General features: G+C 38.1%; 25 protein-coding genes and 1 other RNA gene. 18 read left to right on the top strand and 8 right to left on the bottom strand.

What is annotated here, in order from left to right:
• Positions 1-298 precede the first annotated feature (298 nt).
• Both G4Z05_RS06095 and G4Z05_RS06090 read left to right on the top strand, forming a co-directional pair.
• The gene (locus tag G4Z05_RS06095) at positions 299-1,141 is read left to right on the top strand and encodes an EcsC family protein (RefSeq protein WP_163250971.1); all 843 of its coding nucleotides are present in this window, start codon (positions 299-301) and stop codon (positions 1,139-1,141) included.
• On the top strand, positions 1,138-1,650 hold the full coding sequence (locus G4Z05_RS06090) for a MogA/MoaB family molybdenum cofactor biosynthesis protein (protein ID WP_163250969.1): 513 nt from the start codon (positions 1,138-1,140) through the stop codon (positions 1,648-1,650). The genes G4Z05_RS06095 and G4Z05_RS06090 overlap by 4 nt, the downstream gene beginning before the upstream one ends.
• A gap of 45 nt (positions 1,651-1,695) precedes the next feature.
• Here the strand turns inward: G4Z05_RS06090 and G4Z05_RS06085 are convergent, their stop codons facing one another.
• On the bottom strand, positions 1,696-2,010 hold the full coding sequence (locus G4Z05_RS06085; protein ID WP_163250968.1) for a DUF4391 domain-containing protein: 315 nt from the start codon (positions 2,008-2,010) through the stop codon (positions 1,696-1,698).
• Between the two features lie 132 nt (positions 2,011-2,142).
• Positions 2,143-2,595, bottom strand: a complete 453-nt coding sequence (locus tag G4Z05_RS06080) for a universal stress protein (protein WP_163250966.1) — start codon at positions 2,593-2,595, stop codon at positions 2,143-2,145.
• Between the two features lie 104 nt (positions 2,596-2,699).
• Between G4Z05_RS06080 and G4Z05_RS06075 the strand changes: the two genes are divergently transcribed.
• From G4Z05_RS06075 to ald, 3 genes are all read left to right on the top strand, one after another.
• Positions 2,700-2,858, top strand: a complete 159-nt coding sequence (locus G4Z05_RS06075; protein ID WP_163250964.1) for a hypothetical protein — start codon at positions 2,700-2,702, stop codon at positions 2,856-2,858.
• Positions 2,859-3,023: 165 nt separating this feature from the next.
• Complete coding sequence (locus tag G4Z05_RS06070; protein WP_163250962.1) at positions 3,024-3,221, top strand: hypothetical protein; 198 nt, start codon at positions 3,024-3,026, stop codon at positions 3,219-3,221.
• 106 nt (positions 3,222-3,327) lie between these two features.
• The gene (gene ald, locus G4Z05_RS06065) at positions 3,328-4,443 is read left to right on the top strand and encodes an alanine dehydrogenase (protein ID WP_163250960.1); all 1,116 of its coding nucleotides are present in this window, start codon (positions 3,328-3,330) and stop codon (positions 4,441-4,443) included.
• A gap of 401 nt (positions 4,444-4,844) precedes the next feature.
• Here the strand turns inward: ald and ssrS are convergent.
• Together ssrS and G4Z05_RS06055 are read right to left on the bottom strand one after the other, a co-directional pair.
• Positions 4,845-5,042, bottom strand: a non-coding RNA gene (gene ssrS / locus G4Z05_RS06060) — 6S RNA.
• Between the two features lie 55 nt (positions 5,043-5,097).
• On the bottom strand, positions 5,098-6,195 hold the full coding sequence (locus G4Z05_RS06055; protein ID WP_163250959.1) for a M24 family metallopeptidase: 1,098 nt from the start codon (positions 6,193-6,195) through the stop codon (positions 5,098-5,100).
• Positions 6,196-6,376: 181 nt separating this feature from the next.
• Between G4Z05_RS06055 and G4Z05_RS06050 the strand changes: the two genes are divergently transcribed.
• The 3 genes from G4Z05_RS06050 to G4Z05_RS06040 all read left to right on the top strand — a co-directional run bounded on the left by G4Z05_RS06050 (position 6,377) and on the right by G4Z05_RS06040 (position 8,788).
• A complete protein-coding gene (locus G4Z05_RS06050) occupies positions 6,377-7,057 on the top strand; it encodes a metal-dependent hydrolase (protein ID WP_163250957.1) in 681 nt (226 codons plus the stop codon).
• Positions 7,058-7,125: 68 nt separating this feature from the next.
• On the top strand, positions 7,126-7,356 hold the full coding sequence (locus G4Z05_RS06045; RefSeq protein ID WP_163250954.1) for a hypothetical protein: 231 nt from the start codon (positions 7,126-7,128) through the stop codon (positions 7,354-7,356).
• Between the two features lie 109 nt (positions 7,357-7,465).
• Positions 7,466-8,788, top strand: coding sequence for a CBS domain-containing protein (locus G4Z05_RS06040; RefSeq protein WP_163250952.1), 1,323 nt, complete (start codon positions 7,466-7,468; stop codon positions 8,786-8,788).
• Positions 8,789-8,856: 68 nt separating this feature from the next.
• Here the strand turns inward: G4Z05_RS06040 and G4Z05_RS06035 are convergent, their stop codons facing one another.
• Entirely contained in the window at positions 8,857-9,165 is a 309-nt protein-coding gene (locus G4Z05_RS06035; RefSeq protein ID WP_163183777.1) for a YtpI family protein, read from the bottom strand.
• 98 nt (positions 9,166-9,263) lie between these two features.
• Between G4Z05_RS06035 and G4Z05_RS06030 the strand changes: the two genes are divergently transcribed.
• Positions 9,264-10,196 (top strand): DHH family phosphoesterase, encoded by a 933-nt coding sequence (locus tag G4Z05_RS06030; RefSeq protein ID WP_163250950.1) that lies wholly within the window; start codon positions 9,264-9,266, stop codon positions 10,194-10,196.
• A 28-nt stretch (positions 10,197-10,224) separates the two neighbouring features.
• Here the strand turns inward: G4Z05_RS06030 and ytrI are convergent, their stop codons facing one another.
• Entirely contained in the window at positions 10,225-10,728 is a 504-nt protein-coding gene (gene ytrI, locus G4Z05_RS06025) for a sporulation membrane protein YtrI (RefSeq protein ID WP_163250949.1), read from the bottom strand.
• Positions 10,725-11,063 (bottom strand): sporulation membrane protein YtrH, encoded by a 339-nt coding sequence (ytrH, locus tag G4Z05_RS06020; protein WP_163250947.1) that lies wholly within the window; start codon positions 11,061-11,063, stop codon positions 10,725-10,727. The genes ytrI and ytrH overlap by 4 nt, the downstream gene beginning before the upstream one ends.
• 155 nt (positions 11,064-11,218) lie before the next feature.
• On the opposite strand from ytrH, the gene dnaE reads away from it, so the two are divergent.
• The 7 genes from dnaE (at position 11,219) to pyk (ending at position 21,760) form a co-directional block, all read left to right on the top strand.
• Complete coding sequence (gene dnaE / locus G4Z05_RS06015) at positions 11,219-14,581, top strand: DNA polymerase III subunit alpha (RefSeq protein ID WP_163250945.1); 3,363 nt, start codon at positions 11,219-11,221, stop codon at positions 14,579-14,581.
• 115 nt (positions 14,582-14,696) lie between these two features.
• Positions 14,697-15,935, top strand: coding sequence for an NADP-dependent malic enzyme (gene ystJ, locus G4Z05_RS06010; RefSeq protein ID WP_163250943.1), 1,239 nt, complete (start codon positions 14,697-14,699; stop codon positions 15,933-15,935).
• A gap of 56 nt (positions 15,936-15,991) precedes the next feature.
• Complete coding sequence (locus G4Z05_RS06005; protein WP_205597461.1) at positions 15,992-16,564, top strand: FadR/GntR family transcriptional regulator; 573 nt, start codon at positions 15,992-15,994, stop codon at positions 16,562-16,564.
• Between the two features lie 208 nt (positions 16,565-16,772).
• Positions 16,773-17,654: an acetyl-CoA carboxylase, carboxyltransferase subunit beta gene (gene accD / locus G4Z05_RS06000; protein WP_163250940.1), complete on the top strand. Its 882-nt coding sequence runs from the start codon at positions 16,773-16,775 to the stop codon at positions 17,652-17,654.
• Positions 17,645-18,619 carry an acetyl-CoA carboxylase carboxyl transferase subunit alpha gene (gene accA, locus G4Z05_RS05995; RefSeq protein ID WP_163250938.1) on the top strand — a complete coding sequence of 325 codons (975 nt, stop codon included), beginning with the start codon at positions 17,645-17,647 and terminating at the stop codon, positions 18,617-18,619. The genes accD and accA overlap by 10 nt, the downstream gene beginning before the upstream one ends.
• 340 nt (positions 18,620-18,959) lie before the next feature.
• A complete protein-coding gene (gene pfkA, locus G4Z05_RS05990) occupies positions 18,960-19,919 on the top strand; it encodes a 6-phosphofructokinase (protein WP_163250936.1) in 960 nt (319 codons plus the stop codon).
• Between the two features lie 77 nt (positions 19,920-19,996).
• Complete coding sequence (gene pyk, locus G4Z05_RS05985) at positions 19,997-21,760, top strand: pyruvate kinase (RefSeq protein ID WP_163250934.1); 1,764 nt, start codon at positions 19,997-19,999, stop codon at positions 21,758-21,760.
• 41 nt (positions 21,761-21,801) lie between these two features.
• Here pyk and ytvI read toward each other — a convergent pair whose 3' ends face one another.
• Positions 21,802-22,905: a sporulation integral membrane protein YtvI gene (ytvI, locus tag G4Z05_RS05980; RefSeq protein ID WP_163250932.1), complete on the bottom strand. Its 1,104-nt coding sequence runs from the start codon at positions 22,903-22,905 to the stop codon at positions 21,802-21,804.
• A 204-nt stretch (positions 22,906-23,109) separates the two neighbouring features.
• On the opposite strand from ytvI, the gene G4Z05_RS05975 reads away from it, so the two are divergent.
• The gene (locus G4Z05_RS05975; RefSeq protein WP_163250930.1) at positions 23,110-23,574 is read left to right on the top strand and encodes a DUF441 domain-containing protein; all 465 of its coding nucleotides are present in this window, start codon (positions 23,110-23,112) and stop codon (positions 23,572-23,574) included.
• Between the two features lie 1,211 nt (positions 23,575-24,785).
• Entirely contained in the window at positions 24,786-25,904 is a 1,119-nt protein-coding gene (citZ, locus tag G4Z05_RS05970) for a citrate synthase (RefSeq protein ID WP_163250928.1), read from the top strand.
• Positions 25,905-26,004: the final 100 nt, after the last annotated feature.

Below are 26,004 nucleotides of genomic sequence, written 5' to 3'. Positions count from 1 at the left end.
TGGACGACTTTAAGAGGCCTTAAAAAATTGTCCATGCAGGCGATGCTTACTTTTGCTGCAATGAATTTAAAGAAACTGGCAAACTGGACTTGGACTAGTCCAAAAATGGTATAATAATTGACCCCGTTGGGGTCAAATTAAAGTTAATATAGACCAAAAATTGCTTAAAATTTGAAAAGGCATTTCGAATTAAGCTTATTCGGAATGCCTTTTGTCTACAATCAAGCAAAAGCCCAATGAGGGCTTTTGCTTTTTTTATGATATACTTATGAAAAGATTTCTAAAGGAGGCTCTTGACATGCCACTTACTGAGCGGGATAGAAGCGTCTTTAAAGAAATACAAGAATGGGAAAATCAGTTGCTGAACTATGAGACTAATGACCTGCAACTTGCCTATGAAAAATATTTACATCGAACTTTTTCCTTGTTGCCTGAAAAGATTCAAAAGCAATTTTTCACTGTGATTGATAGTTGGTTGTTTCATTTGCACGGGATGATTCAATCTTCTCAGATGCAACAGGATGAGAAGGAAAGAATTCTTGATTCTGGAAGGGTTTTCCTTAAAGAAGTTGAAAAAATTGAAGATATGAGGCAATTGGAAATTGACCAATTACATTACATAGCAGGGCAGCTTATTGCAAGACATCGGCTTTATTCCCTTGTACAAGGGGGATTGGTAGGTACAGGTAACAAGATGCTTTTAGGGATGGATATTCCAACATTGACATTCATCAATTTAAGGGTTGTACAATTAATTGCAATGACATACGGCTTTGAAGTGAATACTCCTTTTGAAATGATGACTTCTTTAAAGGTATTTCATACGGCTTGCCTTCCTCATAGATTACAAAAGCAGGGATGGTTAGAATTAAAACAGGAATTAGAATTAATGGAAAATCCTTATTTTTATGAAGGAAAGGAAGAAATAACAGATATCAACTGGATTGAACAGCCACTACAACAGCTATTAAAGGCAATGGTTATATCACAATTCCGTCATAAGTTGATACAAGGGATACCGCTTTTTGGTATTGCCATAGGAGCAGGGGTAAATTATCAGTTAACAAGAAAAGTAACATCATTTGCGGAAAAATATTATCAATTGCGCTATTTGTATGAGAAAGAGGAGTTTTCAAAATGAGTTTTCAGGAACATAAAAGGACAGCTCAAAAAATGGTAAATTGTAAAGTAATAACAGTAAGTGATACAAGAGATAAGGAATCTGATAAGAGTGGCAAGTTGATGGTGGACCTACTTGAACAAGCGGGGCACTTTATTGTGGATTATGTCATAGTAAAGGATGATGTATCTGAAATCAAGTCAGAAATCTTGAAAGGATGTGAACGTGAGGATATTGATGTGATATTAACGAATGGTGGTACAGGTATTGCCAAACGGGATGTCACGATCGAAACGGTTCAAAGCTTACTTGATAAAGAGATTGTTGGGTTTGGAGAGTTGTTTCGAATTTTGAGTTATCAAGAGGATATAGGTTCAGCGGCGATTCTTTCTAGGGCAATTGCTGGGGTGGTGAAAAATAAAGCCATTTTCTCAACTCCGGGGTCATCTGGGGCTGTTAAGCTTGCAATGAATAAGCTCATCCTTCCTGAAATTGGCCATGTTGTAAAGGAAATTCAAAAAGATTTATAACAAGCAGAAAGGGCTGGCACTGTATTTAAGTGCCAGCTTCGATTATTAATGGTGGACTTTTCCGGATATCGTTTGGTTAGCGCGGTACCAAATCCACAAGTCATTGATGATGGATGCTAGTTCTGCTATTTCCGTATTAAGCTGACAGGATCGAAGAAAATCATTTTCATTCGAAAGCTGAGCCTGCTTTTGATTTATTTCCTTTTCAAGTTCCGCAATTCTGTCTGGGATAGAACCCCTAATTTGCTCCCAATGAAGTAGGATCTCTTCCTGTGTCTTTTTACTATATTCTTCCCATTCAGCTGCTAAATCAGGAATTTCAATACCGAGTCTATGATCGAAGGAAAAATGTGCTTTCATGAATAGCCTCCAAGATATGTAAGAGTAAGTTGCTTTCATTGTACTACAGATTTAAGAGGCGTTCATTAAAAAACTTCCGAGTTCATTTGAAAAGCACAGGTGCTATGAAACTGTTTGATGCCAGTAAATCAATTATTCTAAAGCTTTTTTTGTTCGTACGACAAGAACATCGCAGGGAGCATAGCGAGTGATGTGTTCTGAAACACTGCCGATAAAAAATCTTTCCATAACATTCATACCTGTCGCCCCACAAATAATTAAATCGATATGATGTTTTTTAGCTAAATCTCTTGGAATTTTAATCTTAGGGGAACCGAAATCAATGACATATTTTACATCGGACATACCGGCCATTTCCGCTTGTTCTTTATAATTTTCAAGCATATCTTGTGCTAATTTTTCTGCCCTTTCCCCAATAACTGTATCATACGCTTCAATCATTGCAAATGATCTAGTATCAATGACATGGACTAAAATCAAGGAAGCGTGATTTCGTTTGGCAATTTCAATTCCCTTTTTAAATGCCCAATCCGCTTCCTTTGAACCATCAACGGCTACCATAATTTTTTGGTATTTCATTCCCATAATTATCATCTCCCTACTTCGGATTATACAATATTTAACAATGTATACCTGTTGCAATTTTTCGAACAATAATGAAGAACTTACATTAATAGGAGGTTTTTTAGATGGGCAAGTTTGACCCTAACCAGAGATATTCTTTTGAGTTCGATGAGCAATGGGAAAGTGAGATCAGTGAGCAAATTATGAACGCATATAACAGCGGTTTTATTGATCAAGATACCTATATTGCAACAAAGGATGATTTTTCAGAAGAAGAGGAGTAAGGGAAATAGATAAAAGGTTAGCTGTCCATCTAATTGGGCAGCTTTTACACATTTATGCTTAATCTTTTTAAAAACGGAAATTAAGGGCGTATACCCAAGAATATACCTCCACAGATGCATATTCTTTAGTGACATGAATCATCACATTGAGGAGGTAAAACCACCATGAATGAGAATATGTATATGGTTCCTGAACAAATGCCTAATGACCCCCCACTAAATTATGGAAACAATGATTACCGTGTTTGGGGATGGGGGAGACCGTGGGGATGGAGACCTTATTACTACCGCCCATTTTTTCCATATTACCCGCCTTTCGGATTTGGCTTTGGCTTCCCGTTCTTTTATCCGTTCTTTATCTAAACAAAAGGGAAAAGGCCTTACCATTTTTTGGTGAGGCTATATTTTGGAAAAAGCTTGTTATTTGATAAAATGAAAGTGTTTACAATTTGTTGTGGAGGGAACCATCATGCGCATTGGAGTACCTAAAGAAATTAAAAATAATGAAAATCGTGTGGCAATGACACCTGCAGGAGTAGTCAATCTTGTTCAATTTGGACATGAAGTGTTTGTGGAAAAAAGTGCGGGATTGGGCTCTGGCTTTACAGATGAAGATTATCAAGCTGCGGGAGCAAAATTGGTTAACTCAGCGGAAGAGGCATGGTCAATGGATATGGTGATGAAGGTAAAGGAGCCACTTCCAGAGGAGTATAAGTATTTCCGTGAGGGATTAATATTATTTACATATTTACACTTAGCACCTGAACCGGAATTAACTAAGGCACTAATTGAGAAAAAAGTAGTGGGTATTGCCTATGAAACCGTTCAACTTCCAAATGGGACTTTGCCATTATTGACGCCTATGAGCGAGGTTGCTGGCAGAATGGCAACTCAGGTCGGTGCACAATTTTTGGAAAAGATCAATGGTGGTATGGGAATTCTTCTTTCTGGTGTACCGGGGGTACAAAGAGGAAAAGTCACCATTATCGGAGGTGGTGTTGCCGGTACGAATGCTGCTAAAATGGCGATTGGTTTAGGTGCAAAGGTAACGATCATTGATTTGAACCCCGAGCGCCTGCGCCAGTTAGACGATATTTTTGGATCAGAAGTTACGACTCTCATGTCAAACCCTTATAACATTGCCGAAGCAGTAAAGGATTCAGATTTGGTTATCGGGGCTGTTCTTATACCAGGAGCGAAGGCGCCTAAGCTGGTAACAGAAGAGATGGTTAAATCGATGAAAAAGGGCAGTGTGGTTGTCGATATTGCGATCGATCAAGGGGGTATTTTTGAAACAACAGATCGAATTACCACACATAGTGATCCAACTTATGTTAAGCATGGGGTTGTTCATTATGCGGTGGCAAATATGCCGGGAGCCGTGCCGAGAACATCTACTTTTGCCTTAACAAATGTAACGGTTCCTTATGCACTCCAGATTGCAAATAAAGGATACCGCCAAGCCTGCTTAGATAATGAAGCCTTATTAAAGGGGATTAATACACTAAATGGCTATGTCACCTATAAAGCTGTTGCTGATGCCCATGGACTAGAATATCGAGATGCGAGAGAATTACTAGGATAAAAAGCAGAGGTTGTTCCATAAGGTCTATAATACGATTTATTAATGGTATGGTGAATGGCGCTACCTAAATGTAGAGAGTAGATGTTGAATGCTATCCAGAGTGAATGGTCGTTCCGTGGGTCAATTTTTGTACAAAAAAAATCGTTCTTTTTAAAAAGAACGATTTTCTTATGTAAAACGATTCAATTTTTATTTATCCAGTCAGTGATTGATTGGAGGAGAAGGTGCACAATAGGAGACTCCTTTACGCCCCTCGGAAAAACGAACCTAATTGAAAGCAAAAGAAAGGATTCAGAGTAAACAAAAAAGGGTGTCCCAATAAAGTATACATTTGGGATACCCTCTTTATGAAATAAAAAAGCCAGCCTCTCAAAAGGAAGCTGGCTAGAAAGACCCAATTTGTTAGAGCCGCTATTGCCGTACTTCGAATAAGAAAGTTTTAAACCACCACTCCTCAAAGTGGGTGTTCTCAGAAGCGTTTCCTGCGTGTCCTCCATGTCATATAGACAGAGGCCTGTCATTCCGGCTTCAATGGTTAAACTCCCTATTACAGCTTAAAGGTTAAAACTTTATTATCATTACGTACAATGCAGCTTGTATTAGTATATTACCTTAAAAAGGATGATAGTTCAATGTGAAAAAAATCCAAACGGATTATTGGATGATTTGTAATTCTTTCGGATATTTAGTAAGTGTACGTGCACCATTGGCTGTGATGTACACATCATCTTCAATCCGAACACCTGCTATTCCTGGAACATAGATACCAGGTTCAATTGTATAAACCATTCCTTCTTTAATAACCAATGGATTCGTTTCGGTCAAAGATGGGTATTCATGTACGCTAATTCCAAGACCATGGCCAAGACGATGTGGAAAATACTCTCCATATCCAGCATCAGCAATGATCCGACGAGCAGTTAAATCTACCTCTTGCGCAGTTACTCCTGGCTTACTTACTTCAAGTGCAGCTAATTGTGCTTTTAATACTGTATCGTAAATTTCCTTTTGTTTGTCATTAATATCTCCATAAGCTACTGTTCTTGTTATGTCTGAGCAGTAACGATCGACAACAACGCCCAAGTCAAATAAAACAAGATCTCCTTTTTGAATTTTATTATTTCCTGGAGTTCCGTGAGGAGAAGCCGCATTCGCTCCGGTTAATACCATTGTGGAAAAAGACATTTCCGTTACCCCTTTTTGTTTTAGGGCGTATTCAATGGCATTTAATACATCAAGTTCGCTTTTCCCTTCTTTGATTTCGCTGACTCCGAATTCGATTGCATAATCAGCTAGAGAACAGGCTTCCTCTAGGATTTTTAATTCCTTTTCATCTTTAATCATTCGAAGGAATCTTAGTTTTTCTTCTGCCGGAACAAACTTCGCGTTAGGGAATAATTTCATAAGATTTTCATAGCGTTCTACATTCATATGTTCTTTTTCAATAGCAACTTTTGCAATGCTATCCATTCTTGATTGGATAGAACGATGAATCATTTCCCAAGGGTTATCAATGTCACTAAAGCCAATAATTTCATGATTCCATCCAGCATTCTTGGCATCATGAATTTCCATGGCCGGACAAACAAGAAACGGCTCTGCTTCCTGAAATACAACAAGAGCAAGCAGCCGTTCATGTGGGTTTGTATAAAAACCGCTCATATAAAAGACATTTTCAGAAGAGGTAACAAAGCTAACTTCAATTTCATTTTCTTTCATCCATGATTGAAGCTTTTCTAACCGTTGATTCATATTTCTGCCCCCTATAAAAAATTACATCCATTTTGAGAGTATCAATAGATGATTGAAATGTAAACTATCTGGGGATAGCAGGTGTGAAAACAAATTTGATCTAGGTATAATTAGGAAGGAATTCTAAATTTTTTATGGAAGTACATAATAGTTATTTTTATAAAAAGGGGACATGAATAATATGAAAATTTCTTATCATGGACATTCAGTTGTACAAATTCAGACGAATGGAAAAAACATCTTAATTGATCCATTTATTACTGGAAATGGTTTAACGGATTTAAAGACGGAAGAAATAAAAGTAGATGTGATTCTCTTAACTCATGGACATAATGACCATGTCGGGGATACAGTTGCACTGGCAAAAAGGAATCATGCATTGGTGGTGGCAAACCACGAATTAGCAACCTATTTAAGTTGGCAGGGAGTGAATACACATGGGATGCACATTGGCGGCGCTTGCCAATTCGAATTTGGTAAAGTAAAGCTAACACAAGCGTTCCATGGTTCCAGCTATACAACAGAAAATAATGAACTAATATACTGTGGCATGCCTGCTGGTATTCTGTTTATGAGTGAAGGAAAGACCATATATCATGCAGGAGATACGGGACTGTTTTCGGATATGAAACTGATTGGAGAACGTCATCCAATTGATGTAGCATTTTTACCAATTGGCGACAATTTTACAATGGGGCCAGAGGATGCCGCATACGCAGCTAAACTTTTGCAGGCAAAAACAGTGGTTCCAATTCATTACAATACGTTTCCACCTATTCAACAAGATCCATATCAATTTATTGAAATGTTAGAAGATAAAAATGGGAAAGTATTAGAGCCAGGTGAAGTGCTCGAACTATAACTACTTTTTTTCCTCCAAAGTGCATAAAGATGAAACAAGCATTCATTTTTATGGAGGAGGAAAAATAAATGAAGAAAAATCGATATTTGATGTGCCTTTTGCTCAGTGGTTTAATGCTCTATTATGCTGTTCCGAGACTTCATGTAGCTTTCGAAGGAGAACAGGGGATTTTTGCTATCTCGTGGCTAGCGTTTGCGCTAATGGTAATTGCTGGTAATCTAACAGGGATCCTTTATTCTCCAAAAAAACAAGTTCAAAAGCCTCAGCCGAGAAGGGTGAAAAAACGTTCTTTTCATTAAAAACCAATATGGTATTGCATTGAATCAACATTAGATTCACCTTATAATGGGATTTAGAGACATCTGTTGAACGGATAGATTCGAATTCGATTGTTAAAGGGTGAAGCTCTTGGCTGCTAAGACAAAACATGAAAAAATATTAAAATATATTGACGAACTTCCAATTGGGGAAAAAATCTCTGTTAGACAAATTGCCAAAGCGATGAATGTAAGTGAAGGTACAGCTTATCGTGCCATAAAAGAAGCGGAAAATAAAGGGTTTGTCAGTACGATAGAACGAGTTGGAACGATTCGAATTGAACGGAAGAAAAAAGAAAACATTGAAAAACTTACGTATGCAGAAGTCGTTAATATAGTTGATGGACAGGTTTTGGGCGGAAAAACTGGCCTGCATAAAACTTTAAATAAATTTGTTATCGGGGCGATGAAGCTCGAGGCGATGATGCGCTATACCGAAGCTGGCAATCTATTAATTGTCGGTAACCGGACACAGGCACATGAATTGGCGCTTAAAGCAGGTGCTGCTGTCCTTATTACTGGGGGCTTTGATACGGAAGAGCATGTAAAACGTCTTGCTGATCAACTGGAACTACCGATTATCTCCACTAGTTATGATACGTTTACAGTGGCCACCATGATTAACCGGGCGATATACGACCAATTAATTAAAAAGGAAATAATATTAGTTGAAGATATTTTGACTCCTCTCTCGAAAACTTATTATTTGTTTACGACCGATAAAGTTTCGAGGTGGCACGAATTAAACAAGCAAACCACTCATAGCCGTTATCCGGTTGTCGACCATAACATGAAAATTCAAGGGATGGTCACCAGCAAGGATGTTTTGGGGCAGAATGAAGATACACCAATTGAAAAGATTATGACAAAGCAACCAATGACAGTGACAGGGAAAACAAGTGTGGCATCTACAGCCCATACAATGGTGTGGGAAGGAATTGAGGTTTTGCCTGTAGCAGATGACTCGAACCGTTTAGAAGGGCTAGTTAGTAGGCAGGATGTACTGAAGGCGCTGCAAATGAATCAAAGACAGCCACAGGTTGGTGAGACGCTTGATGATATCGTAACTAATCAAATGAAATTCATACAAGCGGGAAAAGGAGAAGAAGCATTTACCTGTGAGGTTACTCCGCAAATGACCAATTATTTGGGAACCATTTCATATGGAGTATTTACGACTATTGTGTCTGAGGCTGCCAATCGGGTATTACGTAGCTATAAAAAAGGGGATCTTGTCGTTGAAAATATGTCGATCTACTTTCTAAAACCAGTTCAGATGGAAACAACGCTTGAAATCTATCCAAAAATATTAGAGGTTGGACGGAAGTTTGGAAAAGTAGATGTAGAAGTTTTCAATGAAGGTATATTAGTTGGTAAAGCATTGATGATGTGTCAGTTAATTGATCGAACATAAAAAAGCCGCTTCCATTATGAAGCGGCTCCGTTTTATTTCATAGCTTCAGCACCCATCGCTTGCTTTTATTAATTATTATTTTTTAACATTTCTGCTTCCTCAATTGCAAATGGTAGGTAATGTTTATATTTTCTATAGCCGATCAAACTGAAAAAGCCTCCATAGATGATGAAAATGGCAGCAATGATATAAACACCAATGGATTGAGAAATGAATAATGAATTAATGCCGAAGAATAGAACGAATAGACCGAGAACAATATTTGATTTAGCAGAAAGCCATTTCTTTTCTACAGGACGGTTGCTTCTAAAGTATTTTGTTTTATAAAATAAATAGAAAGCAAATAAGATCACGATTATAAAGACAAATACTAACATGCATTGTTCCTCCAATGTAAAAAGTCCATTAATATTTTACCTATAATTGAGAGAAAAAGCCACTCGGTAATTTCATTAAGTGTTAAAAAGGAGAGCCTATGAAAGAGAAAATACTAGAAAAAATAAAACAATATGAAACCATTATTATTCATCGTCATGTTCGGCCGGATCCAGATGCCTATGGTTCACAAGGAGGATTAGCGGCTATCTTAAAGGAATCATTTCCTGAAAAAAATATCTATGCAGTAGGGCAAGAGGAACCTACCTTACATTACATGCGGCGGCTTGATACGATTGAAGATGAAGTATATAAAGGGGCTTTGGTAATCGTATGTGATACCGCAAATGCTGAAAGAATTTGTGATAAGCGTTATTCTTTGGGAGATATGCTAATTAAAATCGACCATCATCCAAACGAGGATCCCTATGGGGATTTATTGTGGGTGGATACCGATGCTAGTTCCTGTAGTGAAATGATTTACGAATTCTATTTATTTGGGAAAGAACATGGTTTGAAAATGAATGATGAAGCAGCACGACTGTTATTCGCTGGTATTGTTGGGGATACGGGGAGATTCCTTTTTCCAAGTACGACAGAAAAAACATTTTCTTATGCGGGTGAATTAATTCATTATAATTTTTCTCGCCCGGAACTATTTAACAAAATGTATGAGCTACCACCAAATATTATAAAGTTAAAAGGGTATATTCTTCAGAACTTTGAACTTCAGGAGAATGGAGTCGGATGTGTTACGTTGACGAAAGAGCTGCTGGAGGAATATAACGCAAGACCAGCAGAGGCCTCACTTTTGGTCGGTATTTTGAGCGATGTTAAGGGTATCAAAGCTTGGGTATTTTTCATAGAGGAAGACGATCAAATTAGAGTTCGACTCCGTTCAAAGGGTCCTGTGATTAATACCGTTGCAAGGAAGTTTAATGGCGGAGGCCATCCGCTGGCATCAGGTGCGTCTATTTATTCATGGGACGATGTGAAGGATGTTTTAAGAGAACTACATGCTGTGTGTAAGTAAAAAGAGACGGCCTAATCATGGCCGTCTTTTACTCATCAAAATGGATTTCTATGTTTATTGTGAGTGTAGTATAAATGACTAATTCTTTAACCTCTAGTTTATATCGCTTATTATTAATTTTTATTGGTTTGTTTTCAATGATTTTAGTTATTAGATCTTTCGTTTTCGAGACAGTTTCTAAATCTTTAGCAAGCACCATTTTTATGTCATCTTTCACTGATTCCTCTGTTTGAAAAACACTAAATTGATCCAACTTATATTTTTCCCAATTCGTTATTCGAATATTAATTTTTTGCACGGTCATCTTTTCCTGGTTTTTATTATTTAATTCTTCATAATCTTTTTGCCAAATTTTAATTTCTTCCTTATACTCTTCTATATCTTTTTGTTGTTTCAGAATTAATTTTGAGTAATCTTCCTGCCAAACTCCAAAAATATATAAAAAAATGCACCAGCTGATTGCACCTCCAACTGCCATCCCTGCAATAAAACGCTGCCAGGCGGGGTTCCGGTAATATGGTGGAAGTCTCATGAGGTAATATGCTCCTGGGTCAGCCAGTTAATAATGAGTGCACCCGTCTGAGCACCGCCAAGAGCTGCAAGAATTAATAAAAATTGTTTAAACAGATCTTTTGTATCTGCATTTAGGAAGCCGCGTTCAAACGTATATACCGTATCAAAGGTACCGCCAATGGCTGCGACGATGGCCCAAATTCTTAATGCCGATGACAGGCGGTATACAGAAGTTAGCGGAGGCTGTCCGGTTAAGAAGGAAGAAATTCCTCCGATTAGTGACCCACCAAGTACCACACCCAAAGCAATGAAATAGCTTTCTATAAACGTTGGAAAAAAGCCGAGTTCTTTCATTTCCAATAACCGCCTTTACAAACTGAAATCCTTTCTATTTATTTATATAGACAACCTAATTTAAATATGTTTAATGAATATGAGAACATATTTTCCTTTTTTTCCTACAGGTTCTATAATAGAAATTGAGAAATGTAAATTAAGGGTGTGACGATATGTCTTTTATTCACCTGCATGTATATAGTGCTTATAGCTTGTTGACGAGTACCGTCTCTATCCCTGAATTAATTGAAACCGCCCGTTCAAAAGGCTTTAACACTTTAGCTTTAACGGATCGTAACGTTATGTACGGTACAATAGAGTTCTATAAGTTATGCAAAAAGCAAAATATGAAACCGATCATTGGGCTGACTGTGGATGTGGCTAGCGAGAAATCGGAAAAGAATTCGCATCCACTTGTTTTATTAGCTGAAAATAATAAGGGATTTAAAAATCTGTTAAAAATATCTAGTTCTGTCCAAACAAAGGCGGAAAACGGAATTCCTATGAAATGGCTAAAACATTATTCAGAAGGACTGATTGCCTTGACACCAGGGGTTGAGGGAGAAATAGAACAGTTCCTCTTAAATGGCCAGAGGGATTCTGCCAAAGAGTTAATTCTGAAATTTCTTCAGATTTTCGGAAAAGGAAATTTTTATTTAGCTCTTCAAAACCATCACCTCCAGCAAGAAAAACAAATTAGAGATGAACTCATCGTGCTCTCAAAAGAAATGGGTATACCAATGGTAGCGACAAATACTGTCTATTATTTAGAAAGAGAAGATACCTTTGCCCATGAATGTCTACTCGCAATCAAGAATGGTGATAAACTGCAGGATGATCATCGAGAAAAATTAGGTAGTGATCAATTTTATTTAAAGACTGCGGCAGAAATGGTCGAAAGTTTTTCAGATGTTCCTGAAGCACTGGAAAATACCCTTTTTATTGCAAAGCGGTGTAATTTAACTATTGAATTAAATAAGACTTTCTTACCTTCTTTTCCAACGGGAAATAATATATCGGCCGATGAATATCTCCAAGAGCTATGCAAAAAAGGGTTAAAAGAGCGTTTAGGGAGTCCCAGCAAGGAGTATGTAGATCGTTTGCTCTATGAACTGGACATCATCAAAAGGATGAAGTTTAGTGATTACTTTTTAATTGTTTGGGATTTTATGAGATATGCTCGTGATAATGGAATTTTGACAGGTCCCGGAAGAGGGTCTGCTGCAGGCTCCCTAGTTTCTTATGTCCTGTATATTACGGATGTTGATCCCATTAAACATAACCTTCTCTTTGAACGGTTTTTAAACCCTGAGCGAATCTCGATGCCTGATATTGATATCGATTTTCCTGATCATCGACGTGATGAAGTGATTGCCTATGTCGCCCAAAAGTATGGACAACTTCATGTGGCACAGATAGCAACTTTCGGAACACTTGCGGCAAAAGCAGCACTAAGGGATGTTGGCAGGGTTTTCGGTCTCAACACGAAGGAATTGGACTATTTATCAAGAATGATACCATCCCGTCCTGGAATGAATTTGCAAGAAGCGTATAAGGAATCAGAAAGTCTGCGCAAATTTGTTCATGAGTCTTCGTTAAATCGCCGGCTATTTGAAACGGCCATAAAGCTAGAAGGACTTCCGCGACATACTTCCACACATGCAGCGGGCGTGGTGCTTAGCGAAATGCCACTAGTGGAATTAGTACCGATTCAGCAAGGCTCCGCTGGAATTTATTTAACGCAATATTCCATGGAGCATTTAGAAGAAATTGGGCTACTGAAAATGGACTTTCTTGGCCTTAGAAACTTGTCATTAATTGAAACCATTTTAGCTTCTATCTATCGTAATACGGGAAGGAAGCTAGACATTCGTTCGATTCCATTAGATGATGCAAAAACCTATGCTCTATTGGCTAGGGGAGAGACAACGGGTGTTTTTCAGTTGGAATCAGAAGGTATGAGAAAAGTATTAACCCGTTTAAAACCATCAAGATTTGAAGATATTGTTGCTGTTAATGCATTATATCGGCCGGGGCCGATGGAGAATATCCCGCTTTTTATTGATAGAAAACACGGCCGTCAAAAGGTAGAGTATCCTCATCCTGACTTAAAACCAATCCTAGATAATACATACGGGGTTATTGTCTATCAAGAGCAAATTATGCAAATCGCTTCTGTCATGGCAGGCTTCTCACTAGGTGAAGCAGATTTATTAAGACGGGCAGTAGGAAAAAAACAAAAAGAGATTCTTGATAAAGAACGGAATCATTTTGTACAAGGGGCATTAAAACAGGGCTATAGTCAGACACTTGCCAATGATATCTATGACTTAATTGTCCGCTTTGCCAATTATGGTTTTAACCGAAGCCACGCGGTTGCCTACAGTATGATATCGTATCAACTTGCCTATTTGAAAGCTAATTACCCTGAACATTTTATGGCAGGCTTACTTACATCAGTGATAGGAAATGAAACGAAAATCGCTCAATATATTATGGAAGCGAGGCAAAAGGAAATCACTATTTTACCTCCATCTATTAACAACAGCCAGTTTTCCTTTCAAGTGGAGAAGGGGGGGATACGCTACAGCCTAGCGGCAATCAGAGGTGTTGGGGCTGCTGCGTTAAAAGAAATTTTTCAGGTAAGAAAAAAGAAAAGATTTACAGATTTGTTTGATTTCTGTATAAGAGTTTCATCAAAAGCTGTTAATCGAAAAACATTAGAATATTTGATTCATTCCGGAAGCTTTGATGAGTTCGGCAAGGATCGAGCCGTACTATTAGCAAGTTTAGATGTGGCTATAGAACATGCGCAAATATTTAAAACAGAAGAATCAGATCAAATTGATTTATTTGAGGAAGAACTAATTCCAAAACCGAAATATGTTCAGGTAGATCCTATTAGTATGGATATGAAGCTCTCATTTGAAAAGGAAGCGCTTGGTATTTTTCTGTCCAACCATCCTATATCCATTTTTGAAAAGGATCTAAAGAAAAGAGGTATTCAATCTTTATTTCATCTAACTAAAGGTGGAATTAGGGCAATAGTTGGAGTTTATATTTCTACACTAAAAACAATAAGAACTAAGAAAGGGGAGGTAATGGCCTTTTTAACGATTTCTGATTCTAGCGGAGAAATGGAAGCTGTAGTGTTCCCGGATGTATATAAACGATCTTCTCAATTAATTGGTCAAGGAATGTTTGCCCTGCTTGAGGGAAAGGTGGAAGAACGTGAGGGAAAGAAACAATTCATTATTCAGCGTGCTTCCAATTTAGACGAATGGATCAAGTCCACGCCAGCTCAGCAACAAGTGTTATATTTAAAAATTATAAAAGAAAAACAGGATGAAAAATCACTCATTCAAATCTACCAATTGCTTAAGGAAAATCAAGGTCGTGCAGCGGTTGTTATTCATTATGAATCCACGAAGAAAACGGTCAGATTGGGACAAGAATATAATGTCAATCCGACAATAAAGTTGTTAGATTCTTTAAGAAGTTTATTAGGGCCTGCCAATGTCGTTTTGAAAGATTAATTCTTTACAACTTTCAAAGTTATGTTATAGTGATAAATAGACAACTTGTGGTCTGACCACTAGTAAATAGATGTGAAAAATAAGTGTTCTTTATTCATTTGAGAGGTGAGATTCCTTGACTTTACGCGAAGAAGCATTACATATGCATCGAGTTCATAAAGGGAAGTTAGAGTCGAAATCAAAGGTATTAGTAAGAAACGCGCATGATTTAAGCTTAGCTTATTCACCGGGTGTGGCAGAGCCTTGTAAGGAAATTTATGAAAAACCGGAAACCGTTTATGATTACACCATGAAAGGGAATATGGTTGCGGTTGTCTCTGATGGAACCGCGGTTCTCGGATTAGGAAATATTGGACCGGAAGCAGCCCTCCCTGTAATGGAAGGAAAAGCCGTATTATTTAAAAGTTTTGCAGGCGTCGATGCATTTCCTATTTGTTTAAATACAACGGATGTAGATAAAATCATTGAAACGGTTAAGTTACTTGAACCAACATTCGGTGGGGTAAATCTTGAAGATATTGCCGCTCCAAATTGTTTTGTTATTGAAGAAAGATTGAAAAAAGAAACGAATATACCTATTTTTCATGATGACCAGCATGGAACAGCCATTGTAACAGTTGCCGGTTTAGTTAATGCATTAAAGCTGACTGGCAAAAAAATGACGGAAATAAAAGTTGTGGCAAATGGAGCAGGAGCTGCTGGGATTGCTATTATTAAGCTTTTATATAGCTATGGCGTTCGCGACATCATTATGTGCGATACAAAGGGGGCTATTTATGAAGGTCGCCCTGTTGGAATGAATGATGTAAAGGCAGAGGTAGCAAAATATACAAATAGAAAATGTCTTTCTGGAAGCCTTGCAGATGTCATCAAAGGTGCGGATGTTTTTATCGGTGTTTCTGTTGCCGGTGCTCTTACAAAAGAAATGATAAAGTCAATGAACCCGGATCCAATTATCTTTGCGATGGCAAATCCTGTTCCAGAGATAATGCCGGAAGAGGCAAAAGAGGCCGGAGCTAAAGTAGTTGGTACAGGCCGTTCTGATTTTCCAAACCAGGTAAATAACGTTCTTGCATTTCCTGGGATATTCCGCGGAGCGCTTGATGTTCGCGCAACCCATATCAATGAAAAAATGAAAATTGCCGCAGTCGAAGCGATTGCTGCTTTAATTAGTGAAGATGAATTAAGTCCAGATTATGTTATTCCTGCACCATTTGATCCAAGGGTTGCCCCTAATGTAGCAGCTGCAGTAGCGAAAGCAGCTATGGAAACAGGTGTTGCTCGGATTAAGGTAGATCCAGAGGAAGTAAAGGAAAAAACGAAGAGACTCGCTCTAATTGGTAAAAGTGAGTGAATTCATTCGTGTCGAAGACAAAAGTGTACTTGGAAATCGTGAAGCAGCTAAGAGACATGATCGCTGCAGATGGATTGAAATCGGGAGACAAAATCCCCTCTGAAAGAGAACTGTCGGAGCGCCTGAATGCCGGGCGCTCTTCCGTTAGAGAAGCGCTTAGATCTTTAGAATTACTTGGGTTAATTGAAACGCGAAGAGGCGAAGGGACGTTTTTGCGCGACTTTCGCGGTAATCAACTCGTCCAACTGCTTAGTACATTTATTTTACAAGATGAAAAGGCAAAAAATGATGTTTTTGAAACGAAAGTCTATATTGAAATGGATTGTCTCAAATTGGCAATTCAACGAATGAATCAGGAAAAATTATTAAAATTAAAGCAATACTTAATGAAAACGGAAGAATTCCATGATGATGAATTTTTTTATCGAATTATCCAAGCCGCTAATAACCATCTTTTTTTAAGGATTTGGGTTATATTAAAGGAGTTTTATAATTCTTTAGATCCAATTCCAAATCGGTATGATGTTAACATCCAAGATTATAAGTATTTACTGGACGCATTGGCAAATAAAGATGAAGCGGCATTATTATCTGCTTATAAAAAACTACGAAATTTGTCTGTTCTTTAACGACAAAAATCAACAGAATTTGAATGCTTCTTCATTTATATTGGAATTTGTACAAGCCCAGGTGATGACGGGCATTTTTCATTCTATAGTGGTCTGACCACTTATTGCATGAATGATGTATGAGATGAATAACTCTTAGAAAGAATGCTGTGTAGAATGTGAGGGAAACTTTCCATTTGCCAAAGGTTCAAACAAGGAGGTTAGGTTTTTGGCATTAAAAGATCTGTTTACAAAAAATCAACCAAAAAAGAAAAAATATGCAACCATTCCTACCGAAGCGGCGAAAAATGATGTTCCTGAAGGAATTATGACTAAGTGTCCCACATGTAAGAAAATCATGTATACAAAAGAATTAATAAAAAACATGAAAGTTTGTTTACATTGTGGGCATCATTTTCCAATGACGGCTAAAGAACGGATCGAAAGCTTTTTAGATGAAGGGAGTTTTCAGGAAATCAATGAAAATATGGTTTCCAAAAATCCGTTAAATTTTCCGGATTATCTAGAAAAGCTCGAAAAAGATCGATTAAAAAGCAAATTAAATGAAGCAGTAGTAACCGGAATCGGAACGGTGGGCGGATTTAAAATTGTTGTGGCCATTATGGATTCTTCTTTCCGAATGGGAAGCATGGGGTCTGTTGTCGGTGAAAAAATAACTCGTGCAATTGAAAAAGCTGACGAGCTTTCTGTTCCTTTTATCATTTTCACTGCATCTGGCGGTGCCCGTATGCAGGAAGGGGCTTTAAGTTTAATGCAGATGGCTAAAACCAGTGTTGCATTGAAAAAATTTAGTGGTAATGGAGGGCTAATCATTTCGATTATGACCCACCCAACAACAGGCGGTGTTTCGGCAAGCTTTGCTTCTTTAGGGGATTATAACTTAGCCGAGCCAGGTGCGTTAATTGGATTTGCCGGCCGAAGGGTGATAGAGCAATCCATACGTGAGAAACTACCTGAAGACTTTCAAACAGCCGAATTTCTATTAAAGCATGGCCAATTGGATGCCATTATTTCTCGTTTAGAGTTGGCTGAGAAGATTACACTGATCCTCGATATTCATCAACCAAGGGGTGAACTCGCATGGCAATAGAATTAGAATTTGAACGTCCAATCGTTGAACTTCGGAAAAAAATTATGGAATTAAAAGAGTTTACCCAAAACGCGGATGTTGATTTAAGCTCGGAAATTAAGAAATTGGAGATTCGGCTTGAAAAGCTTGAAAAAGAAATTTACGAAAATATTAAACCATGGGACCGAGTGCAAATAGCTCGCCATCCGATGAGACCGACAACTTTAGATTATATTTCAAACCTGTTTGATGATTTTTTTGAATGTCACGGGGATCGTACTTTTGCCGATGATGAAGCGATTGTCGGTGGAATTGCTAAATTTAAAGGTTTACCAGTGACAGTGATCGGTCATCAAAGAGGGAAAGATACAAAGGAAAACATTCGTAGAAACTTTGGAATGCCTCACCCAGAAGGGTATCGAAAAGCATTAAGATTGATGAAACAGGCGGATAAGTTTAACCGTCCAATTATTTGCTTTATAGATACAAAAGGTGCTTATCCAGGTAAAGCGGCTGAAGAGCGTGGACAAAGTGAAGCAATTGCACGTAACCTTTTTGAAATGGCAGGTTTAAAAGTTCCAATTATCTGTATTGTTATCGGTGAAGGCGGTAGCGGTGGCGCACTTGCATTGGGAGTCGGAAACCGTATTTATATGCTAGAGAACTCTACTTATTCTGTTATTTCTCCAGAGGGAGCCGCAGCTATTTTGTGGAAAGATGCATCGAAGGCCAAAAATGCGGCCGAAACGATGAGAATAACAGCTCCAGATTTAAAAGAACTAGGGGTAATAGATGATATTATTCCGGAAATCAAGGGTGGAGCCCATAAGGACGTTAAACAACAGTCAAAAGAAATTGAAGCCATTCTCACGAATTCGTTAAAAGAATTGCTTTCTTTATCAGAAGAACAATTAATCACCGACCGATATAATCGTTTCCGGACAATCGGAGAGTATGGGTTTATTCAAGAGTTTATTGGCGTTTGATTTACGGATCGTAAAACGTGTCCATATGGGCACGTTTTACTATATCCTGTTTATTCCTTCCAACATGATTCACAAAATGTTCATAAAAAATTCACTTAAGTTTCAAAGAAAACGTTCTCCCCATCGAATGAAACGCTTCCAGTTAATGAACTATTCCGTCTATTTAAAAGGTTGATATGATACAGTTGTTATGAAGGATTCTTCATGTTATTTTATAAATATTCGAATGATTAATGTTCATAATAAAAGAAGGACTTTAAGACGGTTATCAATACTTTCGCTCTAGTTCTTCAAATCTACATAGATTTTAAAAGTTTTATTTCAATATGAGGTGAGCGTCATGAAAAGAATTGGTGTATTAACAAGCGGCGGAGACTCTCCGGGAATGAACCCGGCGATTCGTGCGGTTGTTCGAAAAGCAATTTTTCACAATATCGAAGTTTACGGAATTTATGGTGGCTATACTGGACTAATTAACGGAAATATTAAAAAGCTTGAACTCGGTTCAGTAGGGGATATAATCCATCGCGGTGGAACAATGTTGCATTCTGCCCGTTGTCCGGAGTTTAAAAATCCCGAAGTACGTCAAAAAGGAATCGAAAATTTAAAAGCTCATGGCATTGAAGGACTAGTTGTCATTGGTGGAGATGGTTCATATAGAGGAGCAAAAGCTTTAACCGAACAAGGGTTTCCTTGTGTAGGAATTCCGGGAACAATTGATAATGACATTCCTGGAACCGATGTAACAATTGGTTTTGATACTGCATTGAATACTGTAATTGAGGCAATAGATAAAATTCGTGATACTGCCACTTCCCATGAAAGAACTTTCATTATTGAAGTAATGGGTCGTGATGCAGGAGATATTGCACTTTGGGCTGGTCTTGCTGGAGGAGCGGAAACGATTTTAATTCCTGAAGAAAATTATGATATGAATGAAATTGCTGAACGTCTGCGTAAAGGGCAGGAACGTGGGAAAAAGCATAGTATTATAATTGTTGCTGAGGGAGTTTGCAGTGGTACTGAATTTGCGAAACAGCTAAAAGAAGCAACGAATTTAGATACAAGAGTGTCCGTTTTGGGTCATATTCAACGTGGTGGCTCTCCAACAGCTGCTGACCGTGTGCTTGCAAGCAGGTTAGGGGCAAGAGCAGTAGAGCTATTGATTGAAGGAAAAGGCGGTCGTGCTGTAGGTATTGAAAATAATCGTCTTGTTGACTATGACATTATCGAAGCTCTTTCTAAAGAACATAAATTAGACCTTCAACTATATAAACTCTCTCAAGAATTATCTATTTAATGGAATAATGTTTAGATAACTTTTCGGTACAGCGCCTTTTTTAGGCGCTTATTGGATTTTTATAAAGGAGGAAAAAAATGTTACGTAAAACAAAAATTGTTTGTACGATTGGCCCTGCTAGTGAAAGCGTAGAGAAGCTAACCCAATTAATTCAGGCTGGGATGAATGTAGCGCGTTTAAATTTTTCCCATGGGGATTTTGCGGAACATGGAAACCGTATTAAAAACATTCGTGAAGCTGCACAGATTGCTGGAAAAACAGTTGCTATATTACTTGATACAAAAGGTCCAGAGATTCGGACTCATAATATGCAAAATGGAGCCATTGAGCTTAAGGCTGGAGAAAATATTATTATTTCGATGAACGAAGTGGAAGGAACCGTAGAAAAATTCTCAGTTACATATTCTGGATTGATTGATGATGTACAAGTTGGTTCGAAAATTTTGTTGGATGACGGGTTAATTGGTCTTGAAGTGACAAAGATTGACAAACCTGCTAATGAAATTCATACCAAAATATTAAATACCGGCACACTAAAAAACAAAAAAGGTGTGAATGTACCTGGGGTATCTGTCAATTTACCAGGGATTACCGAAAAGGATAAAAACGATATTCTGTTTGGAATTGAACAAGGGATTGATTTTATTGCGGCATCTTTTGTTCGTCGAGCTAAAGATGTATTGGAAATTCGCCAACTTTTGGAAGAAAACAATGCTACCCATATCCACATCATTCCTAAAATTGAAAATCAGGAGGGCGTGGATAATATTGATGAAATCTTAGAGGTTTCTGACGGTTTAATGGTTGCTCGTGGTGACCTTGGGGTTGAAATTCCAGCTGAAGAAGTACCGCTTGTACAAAAAATGCTAATTAAGAAATGTAATGCATATGGAAAACCTGTTATTACGGCTACTCAAATGCTTGATTCTATGCAGCGAAATCCAAGACCTACCCGTGCTGAAGCCAGTGATGTAGCGAATGCCATTTTTGATGGTACCGATGCCATTATGCTATCTGGTGAAACGGCTGCCGGACAGTATCCAGTGGAAGCCGTACAAACTATGCATAACATTGCATTAAGAGCGGAACAGGCATTAAACCATAAAGAAATTTTATCTAACCGCAGTAAGAACATGGAGCACAATGTGACAGAAGCGATCGGACTGTCTGTTGCTCACACTGCATTAAACCTAGATGTAAAATCCATTATCGCACCAACAGAAAGCGGTCATACGGCAAGAATGATTTCTAAATACCGTCCAAAGGCAGCGATTGTTGGTGTAACAGCAAACGAAGTAGTGTGTCGCCGACTATCTTTAGTTTGGGGTGTATATCCTAAGCTTGGTAGATATGCTTCAACAACTGATGAAATGTTGGAAATTGCGGTTGAGGAAAGTGTAAATAGTGGCATTGTCAAGCATGGTGATTTAGTTGTAATCACAGCAGGGGTACCTGTTGGTGAAGCTGGTACAACCAATTTAATGAAAATTCATATCGTTGGAGATATCATTACAAAAGCTCAAGGAATTGGTCGAAAGTCTGCATTCGGTAAAGTAGTAATAGCTCGCGATGCCAAGGAAGCTTTGGAAAAAGTTAAACCTGGTTCTATTCTTGTTACTATTGGTTCTGACAAGGAAATGATGCCTGCCATTGAAAAATGTGCAGCACTCATTACACAAGAAGGTGGATTAACAAGTCATGCGGCTGTTGTTGGTCTGAACCTTGGGATTCCGGTAATTGTAGGAGTAGAAAATGCACTAGAGCTTATGAAAGATGGACAAGAAGTCACAGTCGATGCAACGCGAGGGATCATATATAACGGTCACGCAAGTGTGCTATAATGAAAAAACGTCAACCTCATTGAAGGTTGACGTTTTTTCATTTAAATTTCTTTTCCTTTAATAAAATTCCAAAGGTCATGAAAGACATTGGCACGATATAGGGTGGTGATAATGACAAGGGTTACCGGCCCAATGATTAGTCCTAAAAATCCAATCAATTTAAATCCAACAAACAGAGCAATGAGGGTAGCTAATGGGTCAAGCCCAATGTTGGATGAAAGAATTTTTGGTTCCATAATCTGCCTTTGAACCAAAACAATTACATAAAGAACACCAAGACCGATCGCCAGGCCTATATCACCGCTAATTACTTCATAAATGATCCAAGGAACAAATACTGTTCCAGTCCCTAGATAAGGGATGATATCTACAACACCTGTCAGAAGGGCAATGGTGATCGCATAATCAACTCTTAAAATTAGTAAGCCAATTAAAATGATAACCGTTGTAATGGAGATGAGAGTCACCTGTGCTTTAATAAACCCAAATAATGCCCTTTTTAAATCCGCAAAGACGGTCTTTCCACTAGTTCTTGCTTTTGCCGGCAATATCTTGTTCCCTAAGTTTGATAGCCGGTACCAATCTTTACTGATGAAAAACGTGGCCAATAATGAGAAAATAAGGACAGTTGCAGCATTAGGAAACCAAGATAAGATAAGTGGAATGTTACCAAAGAAATTTTGAATAAAGTTGCCGACCGTTGATCCAATCGTTTGCCCTATATCTTGGATATTGGCAATAATCGTATCCTGTTGTCCTGCATCAAGCTTATTAAACATCCTAGTTAATTGATTGTACAAATTTGTGAAGTAATCTTCCAAATAAGTGATAAATGTGTTCAAGTGCTGGGGTATAACTTTTGCCAAGTAATTTGCACCGGAGACAATTTCAACTACTAACAGAGTAATTAAACCGGCAAAGATGGCAAATATAAGGATGAGTGCAACAAAAACTGCAAGTATACGCGGCATTTTTGCCTTATTCTCCAATAGATTTACAAGCGGGTTAATGAAGAATGCAATGGCAAATCCGATTAAAAATGGGTATGTCACCTTTGAAATTAAATAAAAAGCGTAAAGGCCCAGGATTATTGCACCGACGACCAATACAAAACGAATAATCCTGTGTAAATACTTTGAATTCAATGGTCAACCTCCTATCATCGAAAGTAATTAGATATAGTTTATCATTTTATTAGACAATACACCTAATATTCATCTGTAATTGTTACGTATTTTCATACGCACTAAATAGTGAAAAGTTTCAGGCTTATAAACTTGAATATTTTATTATGAATGGTTTAGATGTTTGCTATGGAAGTATAGTTTTATATAGAAAGTTGGGGAAAAATGTTTAATGAATCTGTTTTATTTCTATTGTTACTACTTGTGATTGGTTTTTTTGCTAAGAACAATTCGTTAATGATTGCTATTGCAGTGTTATTAGTCTTAAAAGTATTTCATATAGATTCCAAATTATTTTCATACATTCAAACGAAAGGGATCAATTGGGGAGTAACCGTCATAACTATTGCGGTCCTTGCACCGATTGCGAGTGGAGAAATTGGTTTTAAAGACTTGACAGCAGCTTTTAAATCTCCCTATGCATGGGTTGCATTAGTTTCTGGTATGGCAGTGGCACTTTTGGCAAAGGGAGGAGTGACACTTCTGGCGAAGGATCCGCAAATTACAACAGCATTAGTACTGGGTACAATCTTATCGGTTTCAATTTTTAAAGGAGTGGCGGTAGGACCATTAATAGGGGCCGGTATTGCTTACGCCAGTATGAAAATGATTGGATTTTTTATAAGATAAGAATGTTGAAGTGCCATAACGTCTAAATTCCTTCGCTTTCTACCTAAGAAAGTCTCACTTATCCAAGTGTTTTTTATATCTCCATTGGAGAGCTTTACAGGAAGGTCCCGGCAGCATCGCCTCTATTGAAAGTGATAACTTTTTGGGGGAGGACATACACTGCTGCCTAGATCATTGCCAATTTACTTAAAAAGAAAATATATCTTCAACTTTGAGACTTGTCTAGCCTCCAGCCTTCTAACGACGAGACACCTTCGCTCTCTTCCCTACAATAAGTTAACATCGAATCTCCTATTTTTTCCATTATATTGGTTGGAAAATCTTCACAAGAAAGGGGCCCCGGCAGCATGCCTATCGCACGACTGAAAGCGATAGCTTTTGGGAGGAGGCTATACGCCGCTGACCAGGGCGCTTCCGCTTTTCCGATTAGAAGAGATAAAATTTTTTGACTTCGAGAACTGTCTAGCTCCAGCGCCCTAGCGGCTAGTATCCTTCGGTCTCCGCCCTACGATAAGTCAACATCGAATCACCTTCGGTTTTTCGTGTTTCCTTTATCTCAGTTGGAGACCACCACAAGGAAGGCATCGGCAGCATCCACATCGCACGACTGAAAGCGATAGCTTTTGGGAGGAGGCTATACGCCGCTGACCAGGGCGCTTCCGCTTTTCCGATTAGAAGAGATAAAATTTTTTGACTTCGAGAACTGTCTAGCTCCAGCGCCCTAGCGGCTAGTATCCTTCGGTCTCCGCCCTACGATAAGTCAACATCGAATCACCATCGGTTCTTCGTGTTTCCTTTATCTCAGTTGGAGAGCCTCCAGGCTATACGCCGCTGACCAGGGCGCTTCCGCTTTTCTAGTAAGATTTTTTTTAAAATAATATTTTTTTATTATTTTCATTCTCTTTTCATTCACAAAAGTCTGATTATTGTTTATAATAGGCTTAAGTGTATAGTTATTTAATTCAATCCTATTGGCATAATGGATTCATTGTAAATTCATTCATTCCATTGAATGAAAGGGCATACATGTTGTTTGTGCCGATTGGCGAGCAATCGCTCAGTCAGTGTACAAACATTAAAATATTATTATTTTTATCTGAATATTTTAACCCTTTCATCCAATCTTAGATAGAAAACTCGTTTTCTATTTTTTAAGTTTATTAAGAAAAAGGGTAGTGGGGAAATTTAGAAAGCAAAGGAGAGATTTTATTATGACAGTAACACGCGGTCTTGAAGGGATTGTAGCAACTACATCTTCAATCAGCTCAATCATTGATGATACCCTGACTTACGTTGGATATAACATTGATGATTTAGCTGAAAATGCGAGCTTTGAAGAAGTGATTTATCTCTTATGGCATCGCAAACTTCCTAATGCGGAACAACTAGCGGAATTAAAAAAGCAGCTGGCAGAAAATGCCTCACTTCCAAAGGAAGTAATTGAACATTTTAAAATGTACCCGATCAAAGAAGTTCATCCAATGGCTGCGCTTCGTTCTGCAGTATCTTTATTAGGGTTGTATGATAAAGAAGCAGATGCCATGGATCCGGAAGCCAATTATCGAAAGGCTATCCGTCTCCAAGCGAAAATGCCTTCCATTGTTGCTGCATTCGCACGTGTAAGAAAGGGTCTTGAACCAGTTGAACCAAGACAAGATTTAAGCTTTGCGGCTAATTTCCTTTATATGCTTTCAGGGAAAGAACCTGATCAAATTGCAGTAGAAGCAATTGATAAAGCTTTGGTCTTACATGCCGACCATGAATTGAATGCTTCTACGTTCACAGCACGTGTTTGTGTGGCTACTTTATCGGATGTATATTCTGGAATTACTGCTGCAATCGGTGCATTAAAAGGTCCTCTACACGGAGGTGCAAATGAAGCGGTAATGAAGATGCTTACCGAAATTGGCACTCTTGAAAATGTTGAGCCATATATTTACGGCAAGCTTCAAAAGAAAGAAAAAATTATGGGCTTTGGTCACCGAGTTTACCGTCAAGGAGATCCTCGTGCTAAGCATTTAAAGGAAATGTCCAAAAAACTAACTGAATTAACAGGTGAGCCACATTGGTATGATATGTCCGTTAAAATTGAAAGCATTGTGACAGGTGAAAAGAAACTGCCACCAAATGTTGATTTCTATTCTGCTTCTGTATACCACAGCCTTGGCATTGACCATGACTTAATGACGCCAATCTTTGCGGTAAGTCGTGTATCTGGATGGCTAGCTCATATATTAGAACAATATGATAACAATCGTTTAATCCGTCCAAGAGCAGAATACACGGGTCCAGTAAAGCAAAAATATATCCCAATAGAGCAAAGAGTTTAATATTTTACTTTTTTTCGAAAAATTGGTTCAATAGAATTGTGTGTAAAAGGTTAGGGGTAATCCCCTCTAACCTTTATCAAAGTACAATATCATATTTTTA

It is taken from the genome of Neobacillus thermocopriae, assembly GCF_010975035.1.
Lineage (GTDB): Bacteria > Bacillota > Bacilli > Bacillales > Cytobacillaceae > Neobacillus > Neobacillus thermocopriae.
This window is presented reverse-complemented; position numbering and strand designations above follow the sequence as displayed.

Excerpts from the sequence above, each read along its gene's own strand:
- ytrH (WP_163250947.1), bottom strand. The coding sequence starts at position 11,063 with ATGAAAGAACTCGGCTTTTTTCCAACGTTTATAGAAAGCTATTTCATT.
- G4Z05_RS06085 (WP_163250968.1), bottom strand. The coding sequence starts at position 2,010 with ATGAAAGCACATTTTTCCTTCGATCATAGACTCGGTATTGAAATTCCT.
- G4Z05_RS06035 (WP_163183777.1), bottom strand. The coding sequence starts at position 9,165 with ATGTTAGTATTTGTCTTTATAATCGTGATCTTATTTGCTTTCTATTTA.
- G4Z05_RS06075 (WP_163250964.1), top strand. The coding sequence starts at position 2,700 with ATGGGCAAGTTTGACCCTAACCAGAGATATTCTTTTGAGTTCGATGAG.
- G4Z05_RS06030 (WP_163250950.1), top strand. The coding sequence starts at position 9,264 with ATGAAAGAGAAAATACTAGAAAAAATAAAACAATATGAAACCATTATT.
- G4Z05_RS06095 (WP_163250971.1), top strand. The coding sequence starts at position 299 with ATGCCACTTACTGAGCGGGATAGAAGCGTCTTTAAAGAAATACAAGAA.
- G4Z05_RS06070 (WP_163250962.1), top strand. The coding sequence starts at position 3,024 with ATGAATGAGAATATGTATATGGTTCCTGAACAAATGCCTAATGACCCC.
- ald (WP_163250960.1), top strand. The coding sequence starts at position 3,328 with ATGCGCATTGGAGTACCTAAAGAAATTAAAAATAATGAAAATCGTGTG.
- G4Z05_RS05975 (WP_163250930.1), top strand. The coding sequence starts at position 23,110 with ATGTTTAATGAATCTGTTTTATTTCTATTGTTACTACTTGTGATTGGT.
- ytrI (WP_163250949.1), bottom strand. The coding sequence starts at position 10,728 with ATGAGACTTCCACCATATTACCGGAACCCCGCCTGGCAGCGTTTTATT.
- G4Z05_RS06050 (WP_163250957.1), top strand. The coding sequence starts at position 6,377 with ATGAAAATTTCTTATCATGGACATTCAGTTGTACAAATTCAGACGAAT.
- G4Z05_RS06055 (WP_163250959.1), bottom strand. The coding sequence starts at position 6,195 with ATGAATCAACGGTTAGAAAAGCTTCAATCATGGATGAAAGAAAATGAA.
- pyk (WP_163250934.1), top strand. The coding sequence starts at position 19,997 with ATGTTACGTAAAACAAAAATTGTTTGTACGATTGGCCCTGCTAGTGAA.
- accA (WP_163250938.1), top strand. The coding sequence starts at position 17,645 with ATGGCAATAGAATTAGAATTTGAACGTCCAATCGTTGAACTTCGGAAA.
- G4Z05_RS06005 (WP_205597461.1), top strand. The coding sequence starts at position 15,992 with ATGATCGCTGCAGATGGATTGAAATCGGGAGACAAAATCCCCTCTGAA.
- G4Z05_RS06090 (WP_163250969.1), top strand. The coding sequence starts at position 1,138 with ATGAGTTTTCAGGAACATAAAAGGACAGCTCAAAAAATGGTAAATTGT.
- dnaE (WP_163250945.1), top strand. The coding sequence starts at position 11,219 with ATGTCTTTTATTCACCTGCATGTATATAGTGCTTATAGCTTGTTGACG.
- citZ (WP_163250928.1), top strand. The coding sequence starts at position 24,786 with ATGACAGTAACACGCGGTCTTGAAGGGATTGTAGCAACTACATCTTCA.
- pfkA (WP_163250936.1), top strand. The coding sequence starts at position 18,960 with ATGAAAAGAATTGGTGTATTAACAAGCGGCGGAGACTCTCCGGGAATG.
- G4Z05_RS06080 (WP_163250966.1), bottom strand. The coding sequence starts at position 2,595 with ATGGGAATGAAATACCAAAAAATTATGGTAGCCGTTGATGGTTCAAAG.
- G4Z05_RS06045 (WP_163250954.1), top strand. The coding sequence starts at position 7,126 with ATGAAGAAAAATCGATATTTGATGTGCCTTTTGCTCAGTGGTTTAATG.